This is a genomic window from Aeromicrobium stalagmiti, from assembly GCF_013283745.1.
GTDB lineage: Bacteria > Actinomycetota > Actinomycetes > Propionibacteriales > Nocardioidaceae > Aeromicrobium > Aeromicrobium stalagmiti.
This window is the reverse complement of record NZ_JABSTZ010000002.1, coordinates 469,121-491,229: the sequence shown is the minus strand read 5'-3', so window position 1 is coordinate 491,229 and position 22,109 is coordinate 469,121. Positions and strand designations below refer to the sequence as shown.

The window sequence follows — 22,109 nt, the reverse complement described above, 5'->3', positions numbered from 1 at the left end:
ACCACGATGCGGCGCGCTGCCCGTCCATTGTCCTACGTGGCCCTAGCGCTTGCTGACGTCCTGCAGGTGCACGGTGCCGGCGGTGTCGAGCGCCGCCGTGATGCGGACGCCTGCGAGGCCGATCACCGACCCGGCGTGGACCGTCGTCCAGTCGTCGCCGTCGATGCGCTGACCGTCGACCGTGGTGCCGTTGGTGCTGCCGAGATCCTTGACCTGCCACTGCACGCCCTGCACGCGGATCGCCGCGTGGCGGTAGGACACCTCCGGCTCGGCGAACGTCACGGGGCTCTCGGGCAGTCGGCCGAGGACGGCGCCGCCGCGACCGATCGTGTACGTCGTGCCGTCGCGCTCGAGCCTCAGACCGCTGGAGACGTTCATGGTCGGCGACGTGTCCTCGAGGTCGGGCACGAGTGCCGGGAAGTTCATCGTCGCGTCGGGGTCGACCTTGGCCGGTCGGAGCGCCGGGTGCTGGACGGGCGCGGCCGCCGGCACCGGGGCCAGGACGGGGGCGGGCCGGACGGAGGGGGCGGCAGCTGCAGCCGCCGGGACGGCGTCCCAGCCCACGGCCGGCTTGGCGTCACGCTGGGCCGGCTCGGCCCGTCCGCTGCCCCGCGCGGGCGGGATCCAGCCGGAGCGCAGACCGGGGTCGACCTCGACGGTGACCCGCACCTGGCGGGGCACGGCCCAGCCGGCGCGCTCGGCGTGCGCGGCATACAGGCGGGCGCCGTCGTCGCCGAGGCGCTCGAGGTCGCCGTCGGGGTCGAGGCGCTCGAGGTCCTCCGGGGCGACGCGCACCGTCAGGTCACCGAACGCCAGGCGCTCGCCGCTGGGCATCACGACGTGCTGCGCGGTGAGGGCACGGACGAAGCGGCGACGCAGCACCGCGGACGACCCGGTGGGGTACGACACCAGCTTGGCGGCGACCTCGGTCGCGGCGGCCTTCTTCGAGCTCGTCCCGAAGATGCTCTGCGCGACCCGGAGCGCGACGTACACGACCGCGACGAAGACGACGAGGATCAGCAGGTTCATGGTGAGTGACGAGAGAGTGCCCATGGCATCATCGTCAGGGTCACGGGTGACCTGGGTCGAGCCACGGCGGAACGTGTTCCACCGCCAGGCCGGTCACCCAGTCCCCTTGCAGAGTCCCAGTCCCCCAGTCCCAGTCCAGAGTCCACGGAGGAGCCCCGGTGCTGCACATCGCCTGGTCTGCCGGCGATCAGCACGCCGGTGAGGCCTCGCTCGAGGTGGGACGCGCGTTCGTCCTGGCCCGGCGGATGAACCTGCCGGCGCAGCAGCCGCTGGTCGCCGAGACGATCGACGGGTCGACGTACGTCTTCGTGCGCCTGCCCTACGTCAGCGACCCGTCGCTCGTGATCACCGCCACGGCCAACCAGCCGGTCGTGCACCGTGGCCAGCGCGACAACGGTGCGGTGGTCGAGCTCACGACTCCCCTCGGCGGGTCGACGACACCCGCCCCGGGTCAGAAGATCTCGCTGACGCACAGCGGGTCGCGGGTGGAGCTACGGTTCCCTGACCTGACGTTCAGCGCCGTCGTGACGTTCGACGCGCCGGCGACGGCTCCGCCCGACTCCGGCACGATGCAGCTCGACCTCGACTCGTTGCAGCGCTCCAACGCATGGCTCGTCGGGGCGATCGCGGTGGCGCTCTCGCCCGACCAAGGCGTCGTGGCGCACGGCGACCTCAAGCAGGCGTTCGCCGACTGGCGCGGCATCCACGTGCCCAGCGACGGCGGCTTCGACCGCAACGTCATGCGTCCGGCGATCGAGTCGCGCGGGCTCGAGATGCCGGGGCCGCGACTCAACAAGATCGTCTATCTCGTCGAGCGGTGTCGCCGGACCTCGGAGTTCCCGGCCCGGCTGCTCGACGAGGTGCGGGAGCGGCTCGCGCGGCTGTCGGGCTGACGGCGACGACCGCTGCACCTACGAGACGCGGATCAACGCTGCGGCCGTCTCTCCTCCCAGAAGTCCCGCGAGCTGATCAGATCGGCCCGACGAACTGACGTCAGATAGCGCACGGTTCCAAGGTCCATTCCGCCGTACTGCCTGAATGGATCGACGCCGATCGCTCGCTGCATCGATTCGGCGCGCTGTGACACTGAGCCTTTGACACCAAAAGCCCCCAGCAGATCCTCTGCCGACATGATTCCCCCGTGACCGACGACATGATTCGCCTTGGCACCGATCCACGCAATGGCTGCGGCCGTACGTGTCACTGCCGACTTCCGCCGAAAGATCTGCGGATCACCAACAGCGATGTCGTGCAGCAGCCGCCGCCAGACGGTTCGCACCTCGATGTCGAGGCGCTCCTCGCTCACCCGGTCCAGCAGGCTCTGCACCTCGCTCACGCGGGCACGGATGTCGGCTGGCACCTCGGCCAGCTCCATCGCCTCGTCCGGCAACGGCAGATCGTCGAGGCCCCACAAGTGGCTCGATCCTCCGACCACCCGTTCGAGCACCGTGAGCATGTATTCCTCATGTGACATGTCGTCGAGAACGTCCCCAGACGAGCTCATCAGGCGTGCCAGGTAGGCGCCTTCCAAACGAGCAAGCGCATCGAGGGACTCCCCGGTCATCACATCGTCGATTCCCGCTCGCTGGTGGCCGAACACGATCAGCAGACGCAACACCTGAGGCAGGCGTGCCAGGTATGACCCGTCGGCCATCACCTTGCGGTGGACCCAGTCGAGCAGCAGAAGCTCGAGACTCGTCGGACTCCACCGGCGCGGGTCTCCTGTTCCGTGGTCCGCGCCGAACCACACCAGCGTGTCGACGATGTCGCGGTCATCGTCGCCGACCAGCTCTCGGCCGCTAGGCGACCTCATGAATTCGTCGACCAGGGCCTCGCGCTCCTTGTCGGACCACTCACGGTCTTCCCAGCCCTGGCCGCCGGTGGGCATCGTGGCCAGCACCCACTCCAGCAACGGGCGCGCCGCGGGCCACGACTCGGCCTCGAAGGGGGGCCAGAGACGGTCGCCCCGCTCGATGCCATCCTGCAGCTTCGCTCGAGCGTCGGCACGCTCGATGGGCGTGAACGTCAGGTCACCGACTCCCTCGATGCCGTGCATGTCGAGAATCGTCTCGTCCAACGGGCGTGGCGAGATGAGTAGATCCTTGATGGCCGAACCGTTGTGATGGTCGACCAGGACGATGAGCGTGAACTCGCGGCTGGTGCCGACACGTACGCCCACCACGATGTCTTCGCCGTCTCCAAACGGCTCGGTGACCCGGTAGGTGCCGCTCGTGACAAGGTCGAGCTGGCGCAGCCAGCCGGGCAGCGGGTGGCGTCGTCTGACCAGCTCACGTCTGATCCTGCCTCGGCGAAGCTCGTCGAGGTGGGTTGCCGCGGCCACCGCGAGAATCGCGCTGGTCGGCGGGATGGACACCTCCATGAAACTGTCGAGCAGCTCGTCGTACGTCATGCTGTCGCGGGCTTCATGGGGTTCGACCGAGCCCCCCGAACGGTGAGCGGTCGAGGCCATCATGCTCACGAGGCGCAGCAGCTCCAGCACGTCCGATGAGTCGACTGCCTCCTGCACCCAGGCCATCAGATCAAGCCGGGCCGGGTCGACCTCGACCTCGACCTCGACCTCGTCACCGGCAGGCTTGCCCGAAGCCTCGCGTGGTTGTTGACCCGACGGCCTGCTCCGGGCCCGCGTCCTCGATGGTGTTCTGCGGTCTCGCTTCTTGGCCATGACCCGATCCTAGGATTCCCTGCTGCCTCACGGAATGCGTCACCCTGCCAGACTCGTCGTCATGGACTGGGAAGCACTCGGCGACGAGCTCGACACGATCGGCGACATCACCAACCGGGCGCAGCGCATCGCCGACTACCGGCGCCTCCTCGACCAGGTCAGCGCCGGCGAGGAGGGCTGGGCCGAGGTGCAGATGTACCTCGCCGACGACCTGCTTGCCGAGGGGCTGGTCGACGACGCGCGGGCGACCTATCAGGCCGCGCTGGACGACGGCGGCCGCACGGTGCTCGACCCGCGGGCCGGGCTGCTCGACATCGCCCTCGCCGCGGAAGACGGCGCAGGTGTCGACGAGCTGCTGACCCGGCTGATGGTCAGCAGCCGCGCCGACGAGCTCGTGCTCGGCGACTACGAGTGGATCGCGGAGTCGCTCGAGGAGGCGGGACGTCTGCGTGAGGCACTGCGGTGGTTCACGATCCCGCTGCGCGACATCCAGCCCGGCGACGTGCACCTCATGCCGGTGCTCTGCCTCAACGGCCGGTGGCGCGTGCGCCGAGAGCTGGGCCTGCCCCTCGACGCGTACGACGACGCCCACGAGGTGCTGCACAGCCTTGACGACGGCGCCTGAGCCGGCCGTCGCCCTCCACCCAGACGGCGACTCTCAGACGGTGATGACGATCTTGCCGCGGGTGTGACCCTCCTGGCTGAGCTCCCATGCCTTCTGGGTCTCGGCGAGCGGGAACGTCTCGGCGATCTGGACCGTCAGCGTGCCGTCGTCGAACAGCTCGGCGAGCTCGTCGAGGTCAGCGGCGTCGGGGTGGACGAACACGTAGTGCCCGCCGAGGTCCTTGACCGCAGGGTCGATGATCGAGGCGATGCGGCCAGCTGACCCGTCGGCGAGCAGCTCGGGGCTGACGTCGAGGTCTCCCCCGTTGAGGTCGAGCACCGCGGTGACGCCGTCGGGCGCAATCGCACGCACCCGGTCGACGAGCCCGTCGCCGTACTCCACCGGCTCCGCACCGAGATCGCGCAGGTAGTCGTGGTTGCCCTCCGACGCCGTGCCGATGACCCGTGCGCCGAGCGACCGGGCGATCTGGACGGCGAACGAGCCGACCCCGCCCGATGCGCCATGGATGAGCACGACGTCGTCGCCCGCCACGTCGAGCGCGTGGACGAGGGCCTGGAACGCCGTCAGACCGGCGAGCGGGATGGCGGCCGCCTCGGCGAAGCTAGCGTTGGCCGGCTTCTTGGCCAGGGTGCGGATGGGCGCAGCGACCTTCTCGGCGTAGGTGCCGCCGTGCACGGCGTCCTTGCGGACGTAGCCGAAGACCTCGTCGCCGGGCGCCAGCGACGTGACGGCCGGACCGACCGCCTCGACGACGCCGGCGACGTCCCAGCCCGGGGTGACCGGGAAGAACGTGTCGAGGGCTCCGTCGAGACCGCCGGAGGCGATCTTCCAGTCGACCGGGTTGACCGAGGTCGCCTTGACCTGCACCTTGACCCAGTCAGGCCCGACCTTGGGCTCGTCGACGTCGGTCAGCTCGAGCTGCTCGCCGTATGCGGCGTAGGTGATCGCCTTCACGCGTCGCCCCTCCGCTCGCCACCGACGGGTCCGTCGACATCGGGTCCTTCGGCGAATGGCTGCTCGTCGAGCTGGGTGTCGGCGAGCTCGTCGATCGTCTCCTCGATGTCGGGGCCGCTGCTGTAGACGACCTCGTCCTGCGACTCGTAGTGCTCGTCGGCGAGCAACGGGTGGACGCCGGTCTGCTCGGGTGTCTTGAGACCGGCGTCGCGCAAGACGTCTTCGGCGCGGGACACGACGTCCTTGACGCGCGGGTCCTCGGTGACCTTGGTGGCTGCCTCACGGACGAGGTCCTCGGCCTGGGCGGTCGCCTGCTGCACACGGGGATCGTCCTTGACCTGCTGCGCGGTCTGCTTGATCTGCTCGTAGCGCTCGCGGCCGGCCTTGGCGCCCAGCACGTACCCACCTCCGAACGCGGCCAGGAGGGTTAGCTTCTTGATGGGGTGCTTGAAGATGCGCATGCGTCGACCGTACCCAGCCGGCACGGGCGCAACCTCCCGGTGTCTCACGGCCCGAGAAGACCTCGGATGTCGTCGCTGCTCAGGGCACCCGACAGGGCCGCGCCCTCGTCCATGACGGCGTCGAAGAGGGCGGACTTGCGAGCCTTGAGCTCCATGACCTTCTCCTCGATCGTGTCGGCGGACACGAGGCGATAGACCATGACGGGGCGGGTCTGGCCGATGCGGTGGGCTCGGTCGACGGCCTGGGCCTCGGCGGCGGGGTTCCACCACGGGTCGAGGACGTAGCAGTAGTCGGCCTCGACGAGGTTGAGCCCGACGCCGCCGGCCTTGAGGCTGATGAGGAACACCTTGGTCTCGCCCGAGGTGAACTGGTCGACCGCGGCGGCGCGATTGCGGGTGCGTCCGTCGAGGTAGGAGTAGGCAATGTCGGCGTCGTCGAGGCGCGCCCGCACCCGGGCGAGGTAGGACGTGAACTGGCTGAACACCAGCACCGCGTGGCCCTCCGACGTCACCTCCTGCAGGTGCTCGAGCAGCACGTCGATCTTGGCGGAGCCGACGTCGTCGTACTGCTCGTCGACGAGCCCCGGGTCGAGGCTGAGCAGCCGCAGCTTGGTGAGCGATCGCAGCACCTCGAACCGGTGGTCGGACGAGTCGTCGGCCAGCAGGCCCATGACCTTCTGGCGCTCGCGCTGCAGGTGGGTCTGATAGATGCGGGCGTGCTTGGGGCTGAGGGCGACGTCGAGCACCTGCTCGGTCTTGGGCGGCAGGTCGGAGGCGACCTCCTCCTTGGTGCGGCGGCGCATGAGCGGGCGGATGCGGCGCTGCAGGCGTTCGAGCCGGTCCTTGCCGTGGCCGGCCTCGATGGGGCGCTGATAGCTCTCGACGAACCGTTGCGGGTCGGGATAGAGCCCGGGCGCGACGATCGAGAGCATCGACCAGAGGTCCATCAGGGAGTTCTCGAGCGGGGTGCCGGTGATCGCGAGCTTGAACGGGGCGTCGAGGCGACGGGCGCACTGATAGGTCTTGCCCTGGTGGTTCTTGACGAACTGCGCCTCGTCGAGGAGCAGACCGGCCCACGTGCGCTCGCGGTAGGCGTCGTTCTCGATGCGGAACAGCGCGTAGGACGTGACGACGAGATCGGCGCCCTCGACGGCGTCGGCCAGGTCGGTGCCTCGGCGGGCGCGGGTGCCCGAGATGGTCGCGACCTTGAGCCCCGGCGCGAACCGCTGCGCCTCGCGCGCCCAGTTGCCGACCACGCTGGTGGGGGCGACGACGAGGAACGGACCGCTGCCGCGCTCGACCTGGCGCACGATCATCGCCAGCGCCTGCACGGTCTTGCCGAGGCCCATGTCGTCGGCGAGGATGCCGCCGAGACCTTGGTCGGCGAGGAAGCTCAGCCAGGCGTAGCCGTCGCGCTGATAGGGACGCAGCTCGGCGTGGAGCCCGGCCGGGAGGTCGGGGACGGGGATCTCGTCGATCGAGGCGAGGGCGTCGACCGACTGCTGCCAGCTCGCGGCCTGGCGGTCGACGGTGCCGAGCTTGGTGAGCTCTTCCCAGAGACCTGCGTGGTAGCGGTTGACGCGCAGCTGCTCGCTGCGACGGTCGGTGAGCTCGCGGGCCTCCATGATGAGCTCGCGCAGCTGCACCAGCTCGGGACGGTCGATCGACAGGTAGGTGCCGCTCAGCAGCACGACGTGCGACTCCCCCGCCGCGAGGGCGGCGAACAACGGCCCGAAGTGGACCTTCTCCCCCTCGATCGTGACCGTGACCGCGAGGTCGTACCAGTCGCTGCGGGGGTCCTTGCCGTCCTCGAGCGAGATGTGCACGACCGGCGCGGTGTTGGCGAGGCGGTAGTCGGGACGGTCGCCCGTGGTGTTGACGTCGACACCGGCGGCGGTGAGCGCGGGGACCACCTCCTCGCTGAGGACGACCGCCGGGTAGCCGTCGACCTTCGCCTGCGGCACCAGGCGCAGCTGCCCCGAGGCGGTCGTGGTGACGGGCAGGCCCGGCGGCGGCGCGAAGGCGTCGGCGAGCTCCTGCTCGGCGCGGTGGTCGCGGAACGGCTCGCGTCCGGGGCCCCACGACGTACGGACGGTCTCGCCGTCGATGTCGTAGGCGAAGCCCCACTCGACCTCGGCTGACAGCCCGTCGTGCTTGACGGTGACCGACAGGCGCGGCGGGACGATCTCGGGGACGTCGATGCTCGGGTCGACGCGTACGGAGCCGACCGCGCGCTGCAGGCGTGGGTAGAAGTCGCGGAGGAACTCGGCGGCGTCGCCCCCGGGCACCCGGACCCCGCGGCGGTTGACCAGCAGCGTGCGCAGCGGCTGGTCGAGCGGGTGGTCGAACCGCGCCAGCCACAGGCGGCTCGGGTGGTCATCGTCCCATGCGGCGATGCCGTGGGCGGGCTGCCCGATCAGCATCGTGCGGTCGTAGGCCCACGCCTCGGCGACGTCGTCGTCCGACAGGCTGGCCGCGACGACGAGCCCGTCGTCGCGCGGTGCGACGTCGATGCTGACGGAGATGGGCTGGTCGAGGATCGTGACCTGCGCGTCGTCGGGGCCGAGCAGGGTGACGCCGGCATCAAGCAGCTCGTCGAAGACCCGCCACGCGTCGCGGGTGAGGCCGCTGAGGTCGATGGAGCCGTCGGACCGGCGGACGTGCGCGTAGTGGGTGCGGACAGCGACCTGCAGCTCGGCCAGCGCGTTGACCTGGGGGTTGCCGCCGCTGATTCCACGGGCGGTCGCCTCGACGTCGGGCCAGGTCGCGCCGGTCTTGATCCACTTGCCCTTGGCGCCGCGCTTGAGCGGTCGGGCCGACATCATCGCGTCGCCCTGGTAGTAGGACGGTGCGAGGTCGATGCGCAGCGCCCAGTCGGTCGCGGTCGTCGGCGACGGCGCCCCCACCAGCGGGGCGAGGGCCGCCCGCCACTGCGGCTCGGACGGACGGGCCTGCGGGCGACGGCGCCACGAGTCCTGCGGCAGCACCTGGCGTACGGGCTCCGGCTCGGGCTCGGACGCCTCGATCGCGCCGCGCACCGCGATGATCAGCGCCACGGCGTGCTTGCAGTTGAACCCGACGAAGCAGGTGCAGGTGCCGGAGATGTGGGTGCTGCCGGCCTTGCTCTCGCGGACCTGCACCGTCGTGGAGTAGGTCTGCGGGTCGGAGCCGCGTACCTCCGCCGTCGCCGAGTCGCCGTCGGGATCGATGTCCTGCACCGTGACCCGCCCGGCGTGTGCGTAGGCCTTGCCGCGCGCGAACGAGCCGGAGTCGAACGTGCGCCGCAGCTCCGCGTCGGTGAGGGAGCTGATGGTCGGCGGCACGTGTGCGAGATTAGCCGGGCCCGCCGACACGACCTCGCGCAGCAGGCGGCGGCTGTCGTACCAGCCGGGCCAGCCCTCTCGATCGGTCATCGATCCAGCGTGGCTCGGGCCCGGCCGACGAGCCAGCGGGCTCAGCGCTGCTGGGGACAAGCCGGATCCTCGCACGCGCCTGTGGATGGCGCTGCTGGGCCAAATCAGTTCGGGACTGGTCAGGCCGGGTCACCGAAGACGAAGGGGTCGATGAGCGAGATGCCGCAGCCTTCGAAGTCACGAGTGTTGCGTGTTGCGACGGTCGCCCGGTGGACGTAGGCGATGCTCGCGATCTGCGCGTCGGACCGTGGGATCGGGCGACCGGCCGACTCGCGTTCCGCCACTACGAATCCGTAGCGGTCGGCGGCCGCGACGTCGAGACGCAGGGTTCGATCGGCCACCTCGTCGAGGAACGCGCTCGCGCGCCGATCAAGGTCGTCCCGTCGCTTGCCTTGCGGCAGGCGGGCGATGCCATAGCGAATCTCGCTGCGCGTGATGACGGTCGTGTAGAGGTCTTCACCGGCCACGGTCGAGAGCCACGCGAGGACCTGCGGCGTTCCACCTCGCATCAGGTCAGACACGACGTTCGTGTCGACGATGATCACAGCTCGACTGGATGCTGCACGTCTGCAGACCGGTCGGGCAGGTCGAGCTCGACATCGATGCCCGCAAAGTGCTGAAGGACGCTGTCCGCGAGGCTGGGCCGAATCCCGTCGGTCGCGACTGCGTCCGCGAGGATCTGTCGCACCTCGGCCTCCATCGATCGCCCGCGGCGGGCCGCCCGCTCCCTCAGCTTTGCCTTGACCACCGGGTCGAGGTCACGCACCGTCAACATGCTCACTTCGACCACCTCCGCTTCGTATGCATGCAATGCATTCAGCCATTCTATGGGTCCCTGATCACGCCCTCAAGAGATCTGCCAGCGCCTGTGGACGAGCACGCACGGCTCGAAGGAGCCACGTCCATGGCTCGCTGTGACCACGTACGCCCCACAGCCCGTTTTTCGCCGTGATCGTGCCCGATGCTGGCTCGGCGGGCGACAGGGGTCGTCCATCACAGAGGGGCATCCCATGACCGATCAGACTCCCAGCGGCTCCACGCCGCCCGGCTTCTATCCCGACTCGACCGGCGCCATGCGCTGGTGGGACGGCAACGCCTGGACCGACCATCTGCAGCAGGCCGGCCCCGTGCAGGTCGCCGCCCCGGCGAAGAAGCGCCACACGTTCCGCAACACCATGCTCGGCATCATCGCGGTGGGTGTGCTGTTCATCGGCGGGTGCCTGGCGCTCGTCGGCGGAGCTGCCAACGAGGTCGGCAAGTCGATCGACGCCGCGGAGAAGAAGGACAAGGAGCCCGGCGGCCCCGACAACCCACTGACGATCGTCGAGGGCAAGAAGTTCTCCGTGTCGGGCTTCGACTACGCCGCCGGCTGGAAGGTCTCGGACGACGGCCTCGGCAGCCCCGACATCAAGGGGCTCAAGGTCACGAACAACCGTGACGAGAAGGACTCGGCCCTGGTCGAGATCAAGTTCATGAAGGGCACCGAGGTGCTGGCGCTCGCGGACTGCTCGACGGAGCCGGTCGCGGTCGGACAGACCACGACGCTCACGTGCCTCAGCGCGGACGAGCTGACCACCGAGTACGACCGCATCACGATCAACGACTCGTTCTGAGCCGGAGCTCCAGGGGGAACCATGAGCACACCTGACCAGCCGCAGAGCCGCATCTGCCGCAAGTGCAGCGTCCAGAGCTCCAGCAACGGCGACTTCTGCCCGAGCTGCGGGACCGCGTACGTACGCCGGTCGCGCCGCCCACCGCGCAAGGCCGTCATCGTCTCGCTCGTCACGCTGGTGCTCGTCGCCGGCGTCGGGACGGGCGTGGCGGTGAAGCGTCACAACGACGCCGCAGAGCGTGATCGAGTGGCGGCAGCCGAGGCTCGCGCGGAGCAGCAGTCCGCCGAGGACGAGGCGCAGGCCGAGGCGGACGCCCAGGAGGCGGCGGACGACACCGAGCGCAGCCTGCGGCGCCGGCTGGTCAGGGCTCTGGAGAAGGAAGTCACGAAGGACGCCAAGGAGAAGGTCGACGACGGGCTGCTCGACGGCCCCATCAAGAGCTCGCAGTGCACCGCTATGGGAGGCGGCTCGACCGACGACCTGACCTCGCTCACCGGGACGTTCGAGTGCCTGGCGGTCAACAAGGAGAACGATGACGGCACCCTGTCGGGCTACCGCTACTCCGGGACCGCGGAGTGGGCCACCGGGTCGATCACCTGGCGCCTGGGCGGGTGAGGTGGGGCTGGACTGCACGGGACCCCGGTCAAGCGTGACCTACGGCGTCATGTCGTCGTGATGGACCACGCGAGAGAACTCGATAGCCGTGCCGGCCTTCCAGTAGTGCAGACGAGGGGCTCCCGGAGTGTGCTGCTGCACCGCGCAGCGCCAGCAGAACTCCCCGGGCGCTCGCTCAACATGAGGCGCATCTCCTCCAGCGTCGGACCGCAGCCTGTGCAGATCCCGTCCGGATGACTCCCGGACGATGTCGAGCAACACCTCCACCATGACTGAGACGACCTTCGGCCTCACCTCCTTGGGCCGCTCGGCGAGGGACGCGATGAAGTCGGGGCCCATGGCCCAGGACATCGGTAGAGGACGGGCCGCCTTCTCGCCCGCCGGGATCCTCTCCACCCATGCCAGGTAGACCTCGTGCCGCAGCTGCTCCTTGGCATCGAGAAAGCCTCCGCGTGGCGCAAGGCCCTGATCACCAATGGGCCTTCTGGCGCGGGCCAGCAGCTTGCGCTTCTCGGTCTTGTACTTCTCGATTCGGCCCAGAAGCGTCTCGCGCTCGACCTCGAGCTGTTCCACGATTACTCGCATCCGGCCCAGCTCTTCACGTTGGCCCGCGACGATCCTTGAGTCGGGACTCAGCACTGGAGTCGATGGCTCCACCAATGGAGCCACTTGCTGTGCTGTCACTGGAGGACGAGCCTGGTGACGTCGACGGGGGTCCAGCAGCATCGGGCTCGGGAAGACAACCTTTTGCGGCTCGTCCACAGCGGCAGGGGCTGGCGGGGCTACCGAGGCAGCAAGGGGCATCGGGGGCACCATAGCTGGCGCCACTTCCAGCGGTAGCTCCGCAGAATCTGGCCGATCCGGCGATGGCTCAGGCGGGATCTCGATCCACGGCGGACCGCCATCGACGAGCGCGCAGGCGGCGCGGGCGACCTCGCCGACGTGGATGTCATGCATGCTCAAGATCCAGCGCCCGGTCCGCTCGACCCTCGCCTCCGCAACCTCGCCGGGCGTGAACAGGCCGTGCAGATCATCACCGTGGTTGCCCGTCACCTGACCTGCACCGATGTCGACATGCTTGCCTGGGTACAGCTCGACAGTGACCTTCGACGTGCCGACCGTCCGCACCCGCACCGGCACGACCTCACCCACCTCATAGGTGGCGAGAGCCTCGTCCGGCGAGCAAAGCCAGTCCGAGATGTCGAGCAGCTTGTCGCGGTCGTCAAACAGCCCCTTCACGATCATCCCTGCCCGCAGCACCGATTCCAGCGGGACGTCCTTCACGGTCATCTCGCCACGGACGTATCCAATTCCGAAGTCGCCACGGACGTAGGCGCGACCCGCCGAGAGAAAGCCTTTGACGGTGGCTGTGACTTCGCGGAGTCCTGTGGCCTTTCGAGCGAAGAGTCCGGCCGCCGCCGCCGCGTGCATCGCCTCGGCTATCAGCTCGTCCTGGACCCCCTTCGCTCTGTGCGCAGTGGCGAACAAGTGCAGCCGTGACTTGCGCGCATCGTCGTGCCACGAGTTGTCGACCGAGTAGACACGGCCCGCATCGCCGTAGACCTGGGTCAAGGGCGGCATGGCGGCCGTGAACGCCCACGTCACGTCGCCATTGGGCATCCAGTAGACGTCTGCGTAGGTACCGACACCGTCTTGCACGACTGCTGGATCGAGCAACGGCTCATCCCCGTCGACGGAGGCCACGACGACGACAGGCTTGGCCCGGCCCGTCTCCAGCAGACGCGCCGCCAAGAGACGAGCCTCGTCCGCTGTGGTGATGCGGCGAACCGCGGGTTCCTGAGCCATGTCTCCCCTGACCTCGATCGACGTATTGCCTGCTAGTACCGCCGCGTCAGCTCGATCCACCTGGTGCGGTCCTGCTCAGCTCCACCCGCCCATCCCAGGCCGCAGTCTCCGCACTCGCGGTCATATCCGTTGTGGATGCAGCCGATCGACAAGACCCACGACTGCGTCCACACCATGTCGTCGACGCTGGCCGGCATGCCGATGACCAGGTGCGTGACCGACCGGCTGTCGCACCGGGGACAACGACCGCGGGGCGATGGGTATCTGCGCGGCGAGGAAGGCCCTGTTCCGGGCTCGACCATGATCACTTTCCGCCCCTCAGCCTCTTCAGGACGTCGGCGCCACCGACCGCCTCGATGTGCGCGGGATCGCCGCACACCACGAGCAGGTCGCGTGGCCTCGACAGGCCGACATAGAGCCGCTCGCGAGCCCGTTCCATCTCGCGGGTGTCGTTGACGGCGAGAACGATGGCCGGCCGCTCGAGCCCCTTGAAACCCAGGACGGTGCCGTAGAAGACCTGATCGGCGTCCCAGAACGAGTCCCAGTAGCCCTGCTTGCCAACGATCTCCTCGCGGTTGCGGTGCTCCTGGTGCCGCGACTGCGTCGTCAGCAGGGCCAGGTCGGACGGCTGCCACCCTTCGTCGAGGAGCTGGTCGACGACGTCGTCGGCGGTCGCGATCGCGTCCTCGATCGAGCAGGGAACGAAACGCACCGGGTCACCGTCGTAGACGCTCGGGACCAGGCGATTGGGGGCCATCGTCGTGAACGACTCGCTGATCTGGCGGGTGTTGCGCAGGTTCTGCTCCAGCACCAACGGCACCAGTCCGGCCGGCGCGTCGCCGAAGCGGGAGAAGATGCGCTGCCCCTCGTCGGAGAAGACGTAGAGCCCGCTGTCCTCGTACTTCATCGACGCCATGATCGCCGGCCACCAGGCATCGGCGAAGTCCTGCGACTCGTCGATGACGATCGCGTCGAACTGGTCGGGCATCGGCAGACCAGTGGCGAGGTCGACCATCAGCCGTGGCAGCTCGACCTCCCAGAAGTCGGAGTCGTCGTCGCTGCCCTCGGGCGCTCCCCAGACCTGGCCGAGGCCGTGGAAGGTCCCGACGTAGGCGGGCTGCTCGTCGGCCTCGAACGTCCCGACGCGCCGCTTCATCCAGGCGGCGAGGCCACGCGAGTACGACAGCAGCGCGACCCGCTGACCGGCCCGCGACAGCCGACGAGCCTGTTCGACAGCGAGCCAGGTCTTGCCGCTGCCGGCTCCGCCACGGATCTCGACACGGTTGAGCAGCTGGATGGCGCCGAGGATCGTCGCCTGCTCCTCGCTCAGCCGGTCGGCGACCTCGTCGTGGTCGGCGACGCGCTGGTCGACGGGGAGCAACGCGTTCTTCTGCGGCAGGAACCGACCGCTCAACGCGTCGTAGATGGCGGCGATGTCGGTGCCGTCGCACGCACGGTGGCCGTTCGTCTGCAGCCCGACCAGGTTGCGCAGCGGGCTGACGATGTCCTTCATGTTGTGGCGGTCGATCACCATCCCGCGGTGGCAGTCGGGGGTGTCGAAGGCGAGCTCGACCTCGATGTCCGGGAAGCACACCGCGTGCGCCCATCGGACCTTGCCCTTGCTGCCCCAGTCCGGCGAGTCGTACACCCAGTCCTGCAGGACGTACTTGCCGTTCTCGGCCTGCCGCACGGGCCAGATCTCGTGCTGGCCCGTTGAGCCCTGCTGCCACCAGTGACCGCCCGTGTTCCAGACCTTGCCGCCCTTGACCTCGATGACCACGACTCCCCCGCCGTCGAGGACGACGATGAGGTCGAGCTCGTAGTCGCGCTCGCGTGTCGTGAAGTGCTGGCCCGCGATGAGGAAGTCGTTGGGCCCGAGCTGGTCTCGCAGCGCCTCCCACACCTTGCGCTCGGTGCGGTTGACGAACTGTGGGTCGGCAGGCCACAACATGGGAGTCGGCATGTCTCAGATCCTCTCAGTGAAGTGGTGCATCTGCTCGGAAATCGACCGGTGCCTCCAGCACCCGAAACGCGTGGCGTCCACGCAGGGCGTCGGCGTCGCACGTCACTCCCCCAGCGTCCGCGACGTGCCACACCTCGCGAAACACCCGCATGACCCTCGCCGAGGCCGCAGCGGCGTCGCACACCTCGACGTCCAGGTAGATGTTGGGCGAGCCGGATCCGTCCTCGTCCCCCGGCAGAGTCCAGCCGTCGACCCGCATCGCGATCAGGTCGTCGACCGAGTGCTTCAGGTCGTGCGGGAGGTACTTGTTGCTGACGACCTCGCACCGCACCCAGCCCTGGTCGTACGAGCAGAACTGGACGTAACGCGCGCAGCTGTCGAAGTCGGGGTCGAAACCCGGACGGTCGGGCTCGTCGACATAGAGGGTGAAGATCTCGTCGTCGGGCATCACCTGCAGGTGCCGACCGAGGGAGAACTCGAGGTCGTGCCAGGTGAGCCCGCTCATGCCGACTCCTCCTCGATGAGGATCTCCTCCAGGGCGTCCGACATGGCGTCGGCGACGCTGGTCCAGGCGATCACCTGGTCGATCAGCGCATTCTGCACGGGGCCGTGCTTCGCACCGGCGGCCTTCTCGCGAGCGAGGCGTCCGGCCTTCACCGCCGCCTTCGCCCACTGGCCGAGGGACGTGCGCGAGTCGCCGGTGAGGCCGCGCGCCATCTGGATCATGGCCTTGCGGTCGCCCGCAGCCCCGTAGACCAGCAGCAGGTCGGAGTTGATGGCGTTGTCGGTCGCGGCGTCCTTGGGCTGCTTGCGAACGAGCTTGGCCCGGACCTTGCCCGCCTCGTCGGCGAGATAGGTGAACGTCGAGTCGATCGCCCGGTCGACGTGCGCGGGACAGAACGGCTTGGCGTTGACGGTCGTCGAGACGACGAGGCTGTCCCCCGCCAGTGAGAAGCTGAAGAAGTGGAACGACGCGTTGAGCCGGGGCAGCATCTTGCGTGCCTTGCGGACGTCGACGCTGCGCGCGACCGTCGCCCACACCTCGATGATGGGCCGGCTCCTGCTGACCCGCACCTGCAGCCGATCGTCGTCGCGAGCGAGGCCGATGCTGCCGCTGTCGAGCTTCTTGGGCTCACGGCCGAGGCGCTGGGTGATGACGCGGTCAACCCAGGCGACGAGGTCGTCGTGGGACGCCGGCGTCACCGACTCGGGCATCTCCGGCGCCGCGGCAGTCGCGACGAGCGGCTTGGGCGGGTCGACGATGACGAGGTCACCGCTCAGCACGTCGACGAACGACGGGTGCGGGGCGCCGGCGTCGATCAGCACGTCGCTGAGGTGCATCACGTATGCGTCGGTCGCACCGCCGGGAACGCGGAAGGAGCGGCCGTGGCGGGCCAGCCGGCGATCGGTCTCGTCGGCCCACTCCCACAGCACGTCGCATGCCGCGGACGCCCCGGTGATCAGGACCTCGACGGTCCAGTCGTCGTCGCCGTCACGCAGGCCGAGGGTCAGGACGTCGCCGACCTCCATCGCCGCGACGTGGTCGGCGAGGCGGACGCGGAAGTCCAGCCAGGCGGCGTCGACGATCCTGTCGACCACCATCTCTTCGTAGCTGCCCATGTGCACGTCCTCCCTCTCGACTACCGATGAGGGCAACGCTAGGCGCCGGGTCGGACACTTTTATGCAACGAGTATCGACTCTCAGCGGTTGCGCTCGTCGAGCATGCGCTGCATCGCGCGCTTCTGGACCTCTGCCAGGACGTCGAGCCGTTCGGAGGAGTCGAACTCCTCGAGCAGGTCGATCATGTCGCCGATCAGGTCGTCACGCGATCCCGGCGCCGATATCTCGAGGGAGGGCGGAGCAGCCATCGCCATCCCTTCCACGGGCCCGGCGGACCGCGTGCGCGAACTCAGCAGAGAGTCGGAAAAGACCTCTGCTTTCCGTACTTCTTCCGGGTTGGTCCCGTCCGCGGGGATCGTCCGCTCCAGCTCTTCGACGCTCAGACCCAGTGCGCCGGCGATGGCGTGCGCAGCCTTGCGGGACGGCTTGCGCAGGCCCGTCTCCAGCTGGGAGATGTAGGGGTAGGAGAGCTCGGAGGCCTCGGCCAGCTGGGCTCGCGACATGTGGAGGCGATCACGCTGCTCCTTGATCACTCGCGCGAACGGCGGAAGCGAGTTCATGAAAATACTCCTTGCATAATCTCTGCTCTTTGCATTATGCTGCTTGCACAAGCCTAGACGAAAGGAGCCGAGAATGGAACTCAACACTCGTCTCGACCGGGATCGCTTCACCTGGATGTCCCGGGATCTCACCGCCGGCGATCGCGCCTCGATGCTGGTGGAGGTGACGGCACCGCCGCTCCCCCGCAGCGAGCGCGTCGTCGCGACCAACCTGGTCGTCGTCCTCGACCGCAGCGGATCCATGAGCGGCGACCCGCTCGAGCACGCCAAGCGTGCCCTCTGCGACGTCATCGACCGGCTGGCGCCGACCGACACGTTCGGGCTCGTCACCTTCGACAACACCGTCGACGTCGTCGTGCCCGCCGGACCGGTCACCGACCGCACCCGCCTCAAGGCGCTGGTGCAGTCGGTGCGTCCCGGCGGCTCGACCGACCTCGCGGCCGGTCTCGTCCGTGGCCTCAAGGAGGCGCACCGTCTCGAGGCCACCGACGGCGTCCGGGTGCTGCTCGTCAGCGACGGCCACGCCAACGCCGGCGTCACCGACCCCGACGTCATCGGGCGCAAGGCCCGCGAGTATCTCGACCAGCGCATCTCGACCTCAGCGCTCGGGATGGGTCTCGGCTACGACGAGGTGCTGCTGGAGGCCGTCTCACGCAGCGGCGCCGGCAACAACTACTTCGCCCAGGAGGTCGGCGACGCCGTCGCGGCCATCGGCGCGGAGTGCGGCGAGCTGCTCGCGCAGCGGTTCCTGTCCGTACGCCTCAGCGTCGTGCCCGGCAACGGGGTCAAGGACGTCCGGGTGCTCGGCGACCTCAACGTCCGGTCGACCGACGACGGCGTGCAGATCGAGCTCGGCAGCTTCACCGCCGAGCAGACCCGCAGCGTGGTCCTGCAGTTCGACCCCAAGCAGGCGCCCAAGCCCGGACGCCGCAAGGTCGCGACGGTGCGGCTGACGTACGTGCTGGCGGACGACCTGGGCGACTACTCGACGTCCCAGACCGTGTGGGCGAAGGTGGCCGGGCCCAACGACCGTCCGGCCCGGATCGATCGCGACGTCGCCGCGGAGGTCATCTTCCAGGGCGTCCAGCGCCACAAGCGCCGCGCGACCGATGCCCTGCAGGTTGGTGACATCGACGCCGCCAAGCGCCGGTACGAGCGGGCGCTGCGCAGCATCCGTCGGCACTGGGACACCATCCCGCGCGAGCGGCGTCCCGAGTTCGAGAAGGACCGCGCACTCATCGAGAGCACGCTCGCCGGGCTCGAGATCGACTCCGGCCCGATGGCGGTGTCGTACGCCAGCAAGAGGATGTCGGCCGACATCGCCGGCAACATGCGCACGCGGGACCGCCGCCGTCCCAACGCCTGCTGAGGTCGGTGGGCGTCCAGCTCAAGAGGCTGGACGCCCACCCGCCCGCCCCCCGGTGGTCGAGTACCGCCGAAGCCGAGTACCCCGGTGGTCGACTGCCGTCCAAGCCAAGTGCCTCGTTGGTCGAGTGCCGCCGAGGGACGAGGCGGTGTATCGAGACCACCCACACCACACCAGAGGAGAACCGATGCAGGACCCCGTCAACAACCTCGAAGAGCTCGTCCGTGCCTTCGATGTCATGACTGTGGCCGACCTTGCCCGCGCGATCGAGGAAGCCGCAGACATCGAGGATGGCGAGACCGTCTTCATCGACGACCTCGGTCCCGGCGTGCACGTCGGAGTCGGCTCTCGGGGCATCGAGATCACCTTTCCCACGACTGTCCATGAGGTGCTCGCACTCGCCGCTGAGGCCGAGCGCCTGAACGCGGAGGAAGACGCAACCTTCCGCATCATCGCGGGAGATCCGGACTCGAGCGTCATCATTCACGTGCCCCACTCGTCGAGGGAGATCCCCGACGACGTCCGCTCGGACATCGTCCTGGACGACGAGGCGCTGGAGCACGAGCTGGACGCGATGACCGACGCCTTCACCGACGTCATCGCCGAGCACGCGGCAGCCGCCAGCGGCAAGCGCCCGTGGCTCTTCGTCAACGAACAGTCCCGCCTGGTCGTCGACCCCGAGCGCTTCCCCGACGAGTCGGAGGAGATGAACGCGGTCGGCATGGGCGTCGTCTACACCCGCACTTCGACCGGGGAGCCGCTGCGCGAGACGGACGCCTACGACGAGGACGGGCTCATCAGCCGCTACTTCGAGCCGTACGCGGCAGCGTTCGCCGACCTCGTCGACGAGCGCCTGGCAGCGATCGGTTCGGTGACCATTCTCGACCTGCACTCGTTCCCGCTCAACGCACTCCCGTACGAGCTGCACGGAGACGGCACCCGTCCGCAGATCTGCCTGGGGACCGACGCGTTTCACACATCAAAGATCCTCCTCGCAGAGGCCCTGCACGCCTTCAGCGGGTTTGAGAGGGCGACCGACTCACCGTTCTCCGGCTGCTACGTGCCGCTGGTGCACTACGGGAAGAGCTCTCTGGTCAACGCCCTGATGGTCGAGCTGCGGCGCGACCTCTACATGGACGAGCACTTCCAGCTGGTCGAGCCGGCGACCACGCCGATCGTCGAGGCCATCGTGAAACTGATCGCTGCGATCGAGCCCAGCTCCTTCATGCCTGCCGGGCTCGCCGGCGGCTACTTCAACTGCGTCATCGCGGAGGACCAGTGAGCACCCCCATCTGGTTCCTCGACATCGACGGGGTCGTCAACGCCGCAGGCACCGACCTGCCCCCGCACCTCGCGCGCACCGAGGCCACGACCGCCGGCACGGCCTGGCCGATCCACTACTCCCCCGACGTCATCGAGTTCATCAACATGGTTCACCGCGCAGGCTTCGCCGAAGTGCGATGGCTCACCACCTGGAGCCAGGACGCCCGCACGTCGCTGGCTCCCGCGGTGGGGCTCGATGACTTCACTGCGTACGAGATGTATGACAGCGACGGCTGGTGGAAGGCCGAGGTCGTCGCCACCTCCGTCAAGGACGAACGACGACCGATCATCTGGACCGACGACGACATCACCGACATCGACATCGCATGGTTCCGCAGCTCGGTCGAGGTGCCCTCGATGGTCATCGCACCTGCGACCGAGCAGGGACTGACGTCCGCCGAGCTGCGGAAGATCGCCAATTTCATGGCCAACGACACCCTGTCACGCAAGGATGGGGTCAAAGCGAGAGGGGACGCTCATGAGTGAGGTCGTCGATGTGCGGTCGGCAGCACGTGCCATGCGGGAGTTTCACGTGGCTGCCAGCAGGGAGAGCGCAGACGCGGACAGGCTTCGCGAGCGCATGGAGGCGACGCTTTATTCTCTGAATGCCTGGGAGCTCGCGAGTGCACGGATCGAGCCTGGCAGCGACCGGTGGCAGGACGGTCACGAGCCCACCGCATCGCGCGGTGGCCCGATGTCTGAGGACGCCCGCTGGGGCTGGCACTTCCTGCCAAAGCTCCTGCTGCTCGAACGTCCCTCGAACCCCTTCGCCGGCTTTCTCGAGGCCCCCGAGTTCATCATCTCGCTGATTCAGCACCATTCAAGTCCGATCGGAGAGGCAGCCGAGGCATGGGAGGACGAGGTGCTGCGTGCCGTTGAGTCTTGCTTGGTCGCGATCCAGCCAGACCTTCATTTTCGGACCGCCGATGTGAACCTGCCGCCGATTCCGCCCAGCCCGAGTGGATGGGACGACCTCGATGACTGATTCTCGACACGACAGCTGGGACGCCCCGGGACTGCTCCCCCCGTCCGAGCCCAAGCGTGTGGCTCGGTATCGGCGGCTCCAGTCCTGGTACCGCGAAGTCCAGCTCGGCGCGCCAGCCGGGAAGTTCGGAAGCTACGACCCGCTCGGCAGCTACCTCGACCCGAAGGCGGTCAAGCAACAGCGGGACCTCAACTTCCTGCACCCCTCTGCCTACGAGCACGCCGAGACCCGCAGCATCGAGGTGCAGGCTGAAGGTGGAGCCCTCGATCCGACGCGCCTGTTTCACAACATGCTCTCGAGCATGCCGATGTGCTTCAACCTCTTCGGTGCGATGCGCGGCGAGCACGACGCATTCCTGCCTGTCTTCACGTCACTCTTCGACGACGAGGCAACCGCAATCTCCGAGATCGTGTGCGAGTGGGCACCACCGGACGCGGACGCCCGGATTGGTGATCGCACGGCGTTCGACGCGGTCATCTTCTACGAGGCTGGTGACCAGAAGAGGTTCATCGGCATCGAGACCAAATACACCGAGCCTTTCAGCCGACGTGTCTACGAGAGCCAGCGGTACACAGACGTCACCGCGGGGTGCGGATGGTTCGTCCATCCCGAGTCCGCGGCGGACTCCCTGAAAGGTCCGAAGAGCAACCAGCTGTGGCGGAATGTCTTGCTCGCAGCCGCGCTCGACAGCTCCGGGCAGCACGGCCGTGGCTCGGTCGCAGTTGTCGCCCTGGACGGCGACTCCGGGGCAGAGACAGCCGTTGAGCTCGTCGGCTCGACCTTGGCTGACTCCCACATCGACAGACTTCGCCTTGTCTCGATCGAGACGGTCCTCGCCGCGATCGACGCCATGGCACCCGAGCTGAGCTGGTGGGCCACGAGCTTTCGCAGACGCTACCTTCGCGGAGACCTGCCGGACGATCCTTCCGCGGCGCGCGATCCGCTGGGGCCGGTTCTCGGGCGTCCCATCTTCGACACCCAGGCGGCTGCACGGGCCTCCTCGGCAGGGACCGGCTGACGGTCAGCGAGCCAGACCAGGCACCCAGAGCGCAACAATTCACGATCTTTCCCACCAGCAAGAAAGGGCCTCCC

Annotated in this window: 21 protein-coding genes; 9 read left to right on the top strand and 12 right to left on the bottom strand. The window is 68.5% G+C overall.

The window, feature by feature from the left end; translation table 11 throughout:
• Positions 1 to 42 precede the first annotated feature (42 nt).
• Positions 43 to 1,053 carry an FhaA domain-containing protein gene (locus HQK15_RS11320; RefSeq protein WP_173491562.1) on the bottom strand — a complete coding sequence of 337 codons (1,011 nt, stop codon included), beginning with the start codon at positions 1,051 to 1,053 and terminating at the stop codon, positions 43 to 45.
• A gap of 134 nt (positions 1,054 to 1,187) precedes the next feature.
• Between HQK15_RS11320 and HQK15_RS11315 the strand changes: the two genes are divergently transcribed.
• Positions 1,188 to 1,922 carry a hypothetical protein gene (locus HQK15_RS11315; protein WP_173491561.1) on the top strand — a complete coding sequence of 245 codons (735 nt, stop codon included), beginning with the start codon at positions 1,188 to 1,190 and terminating at the stop codon, positions 1,920 to 1,922.
• Between the two features lie 32 nt (positions 1,923 to 1,954).
• On the opposite strand, the gene HQK15_RS11310 is transcribed toward HQK15_RS11315, so the two are convergent.
• On the bottom strand, positions 1,955 to 3,712 hold the full coding sequence (locus HQK15_RS11310; RefSeq protein ID WP_173491560.1) for a hypothetical protein: 1,758 nt from the start codon (positions 3,710 to 3,712) through the stop codon (positions 1,955 to 1,957).
• Between the two features lie 61 nt (positions 3,713 to 3,773).
• On the opposite strand from HQK15_RS11310, the gene HQK15_RS11305 reads away from it, so the two are divergent.
• Complete coding sequence (locus tag HQK15_RS11305; protein ID WP_173491559.1) at positions 3,774 to 4,337, top strand: hypothetical protein; 564 nt, start codon at positions 3,774 to 3,776, stop codon at positions 4,335 to 4,337.
• 33 nt (positions 4,338 to 4,370) lie between these two features.
• Here the strand turns inward: HQK15_RS11305 and HQK15_RS11300 are convergent, their stop codons facing one another.
• The 5 genes from HQK15_RS11300 to HQK15_RS11280 form a co-directional block, all read right to left on the bottom strand.
• Positions 4,371 to 5,291, bottom strand: a complete 921-nt coding sequence (locus tag HQK15_RS11300) for an NADP-dependent oxidoreductase (protein ID WP_173491558.1) — start codon at positions 5,289 to 5,291, stop codon at positions 4,371 to 4,373.
• Complete coding sequence (locus HQK15_RS11295; protein WP_173491557.1) at positions 5,288 to 5,752, bottom strand: hypothetical protein; 465 nt, start codon at positions 5,750 to 5,752, stop codon at positions 5,288 to 5,290. Before HQK15_RS11295 ends, HQK15_RS11300 begins: the two co-directional genes overlap by 4 nt.
• 44 nt (positions 5,753 to 5,796) lie before the next feature.
• Positions 5,797 to 9,165: a DEAD/DEAH box helicase gene (locus HQK15_RS11290; RefSeq protein WP_173491556.1), complete on the bottom strand. Its 3,369-nt coding sequence runs from the start codon at positions 9,163 to 9,165 to the stop codon at positions 5,797 to 5,799.
• 119 nt (positions 9,166 to 9,284) lie between these two features.
• Complete coding sequence (locus HQK15_RS11285; RefSeq protein ID WP_173491555.1) at positions 9,285 to 9,710, bottom strand: type II toxin-antitoxin system VapC family toxin; 426 nt, start codon at positions 9,708 to 9,710, stop codon at positions 9,285 to 9,287.
• A complete protein-coding gene (locus tag HQK15_RS11280; protein ID WP_217361597.1) occupies positions 9,707 to 9,955 on the bottom strand; it encodes a FitA-like ribbon-helix-helix domain-containing protein in 249 nt (82 codons plus the stop codon). The genes HQK15_RS11285 and HQK15_RS11280 overlap by 4 nt, the downstream gene beginning before the upstream one ends.
• 220 nt (positions 9,956 to 10,175) lie before the next feature.
• Here HQK15_RS11280 and HQK15_RS11275 point away from each other — a divergent pair, with 220 nt between their 5' ends.
• Together HQK15_RS11275 and HQK15_RS11270 are read left to right on the top strand one after the other, a co-directional pair.
• Positions 10,176 to 10,778, top strand: a complete 603-nt coding sequence (locus HQK15_RS11275; RefSeq protein WP_173491554.1) for a DUF2510 domain-containing protein — start codon at positions 10,176 to 10,178, stop codon at positions 10,776 to 10,778.
• Between the two features lie 21 nt (positions 10,779 to 10,799).
• Complete coding sequence (locus HQK15_RS11270; RefSeq protein WP_173491553.1) at positions 10,800 to 11,393, top strand: DUF2510 domain-containing protein; 594 nt, start codon at positions 10,800 to 10,802, stop codon at positions 11,391 to 11,393.
• 39 nt (positions 11,394 to 11,432) lie between these two features.
• On the opposite strand, the gene HQK15_RS11265 is transcribed toward HQK15_RS11270, so the two are convergent.
• The 5 genes from HQK15_RS11265 to HQK15_RS11245 form a co-directional block, all read right to left on the bottom strand.
• Positions 11,433 to 13,199, bottom strand: a complete 1,767-nt coding sequence (locus tag HQK15_RS11265) for a hypothetical protein (protein WP_173491552.1) — start codon at positions 13,197 to 13,199, stop codon at positions 11,433 to 11,435.
• 304 nt (positions 13,200 to 13,503) lie between these two features.
• Positions 13,504 to 15,162, bottom strand: coding sequence for an NERD domain-containing protein (locus HQK15_RS11260; protein ID WP_217361596.1), 1,659 nt, complete (start codon positions 15,160 to 15,162; stop codon positions 13,504 to 13,506).
• Positions 15,163 to 15,175: 13 nt separating this feature from the next.
• Positions 15,176 to 15,667 (bottom strand): TY-Chap domain-containing protein, encoded by a 492-nt coding sequence (locus HQK15_RS11255; RefSeq protein WP_173491551.1) that lies wholly within the window; start codon positions 15,665 to 15,667, stop codon positions 15,176 to 15,178.
• Positions 15,664 to 16,782, bottom strand: coding sequence for a T3SS (YopN, CesT) and YbjN peptide-binding chaperone 1 (locus HQK15_RS11250; protein WP_173491550.1), 1,119 nt, complete (start codon positions 16,780 to 16,782; stop codon positions 15,664 to 15,666). Before HQK15_RS11250 ends, HQK15_RS11255 begins: the two co-directional genes overlap by 4 nt.
• A gap of 81 nt (positions 16,783 to 16,863) precedes the next feature.
• A complete protein-coding gene (locus tag HQK15_RS11245; RefSeq protein ID WP_173491549.1) occupies positions 16,864 to 17,343 on the bottom strand; it encodes a helix-turn-helix transcriptional regulator in 480 nt (159 codons plus the stop codon).
• Between the two features lie 73 nt (positions 17,344 to 17,416).
• Between HQK15_RS11245 and HQK15_RS11240 the strand changes: the two genes are divergently transcribed.
• The 5 genes from HQK15_RS11240 (at position 17,417) to HQK15_RS11220 (ending at position 22,035) form a co-directional block, all read left to right on the top strand.
• Positions 17,417 to 18,712, top strand: a complete 1,296-nt coding sequence (locus HQK15_RS11240; protein WP_173491548.1) for a vWA domain-containing protein — start codon at positions 17,417 to 17,419, stop codon at positions 18,710 to 18,712.
• A gap of 184 nt (positions 18,713 to 18,896) precedes the next feature.
• Complete coding sequence (locus tag HQK15_RS11235) at positions 18,897 to 19,991, top strand: N-formylglutamate amidohydrolase (protein WP_217361595.1); 1,095 nt, start codon at positions 18,897 to 18,899, stop codon at positions 19,989 to 19,991.
• A complete protein-coding gene (locus HQK15_RS11230) occupies positions 19,988 to 20,518 on the top strand; it encodes a hypothetical protein (RefSeq protein WP_173491547.1) in 531 nt (176 codons plus the stop codon). Before HQK15_RS11235 ends, HQK15_RS11230 begins: the two co-directional genes overlap by 4 nt.
• Positions 20,511 to 21,017 carry a hypothetical protein gene (locus HQK15_RS11225; protein WP_173491546.1) on the top strand — a complete coding sequence of 169 codons (507 nt, stop codon included), beginning with the start codon at positions 20,511 to 20,513 and terminating at the stop codon, positions 21,015 to 21,017. Before HQK15_RS11230 ends, HQK15_RS11225 begins: the two co-directional genes overlap by 8 nt.
• Positions 21,010 to 22,035: a PGN_0703 family putative restriction endonuclease gene (locus HQK15_RS11220; protein ID WP_173491545.1), complete on the top strand. Its 1,026-nt coding sequence runs from the start codon at positions 21,010 to 21,012 to the stop codon at positions 22,033 to 22,035. Before HQK15_RS11225 ends, HQK15_RS11220 begins: the two co-directional genes overlap by 8 nt.
• The last annotated feature ends 74 nt before the right edge of the window (positions 22,036 to 22,109 follow it).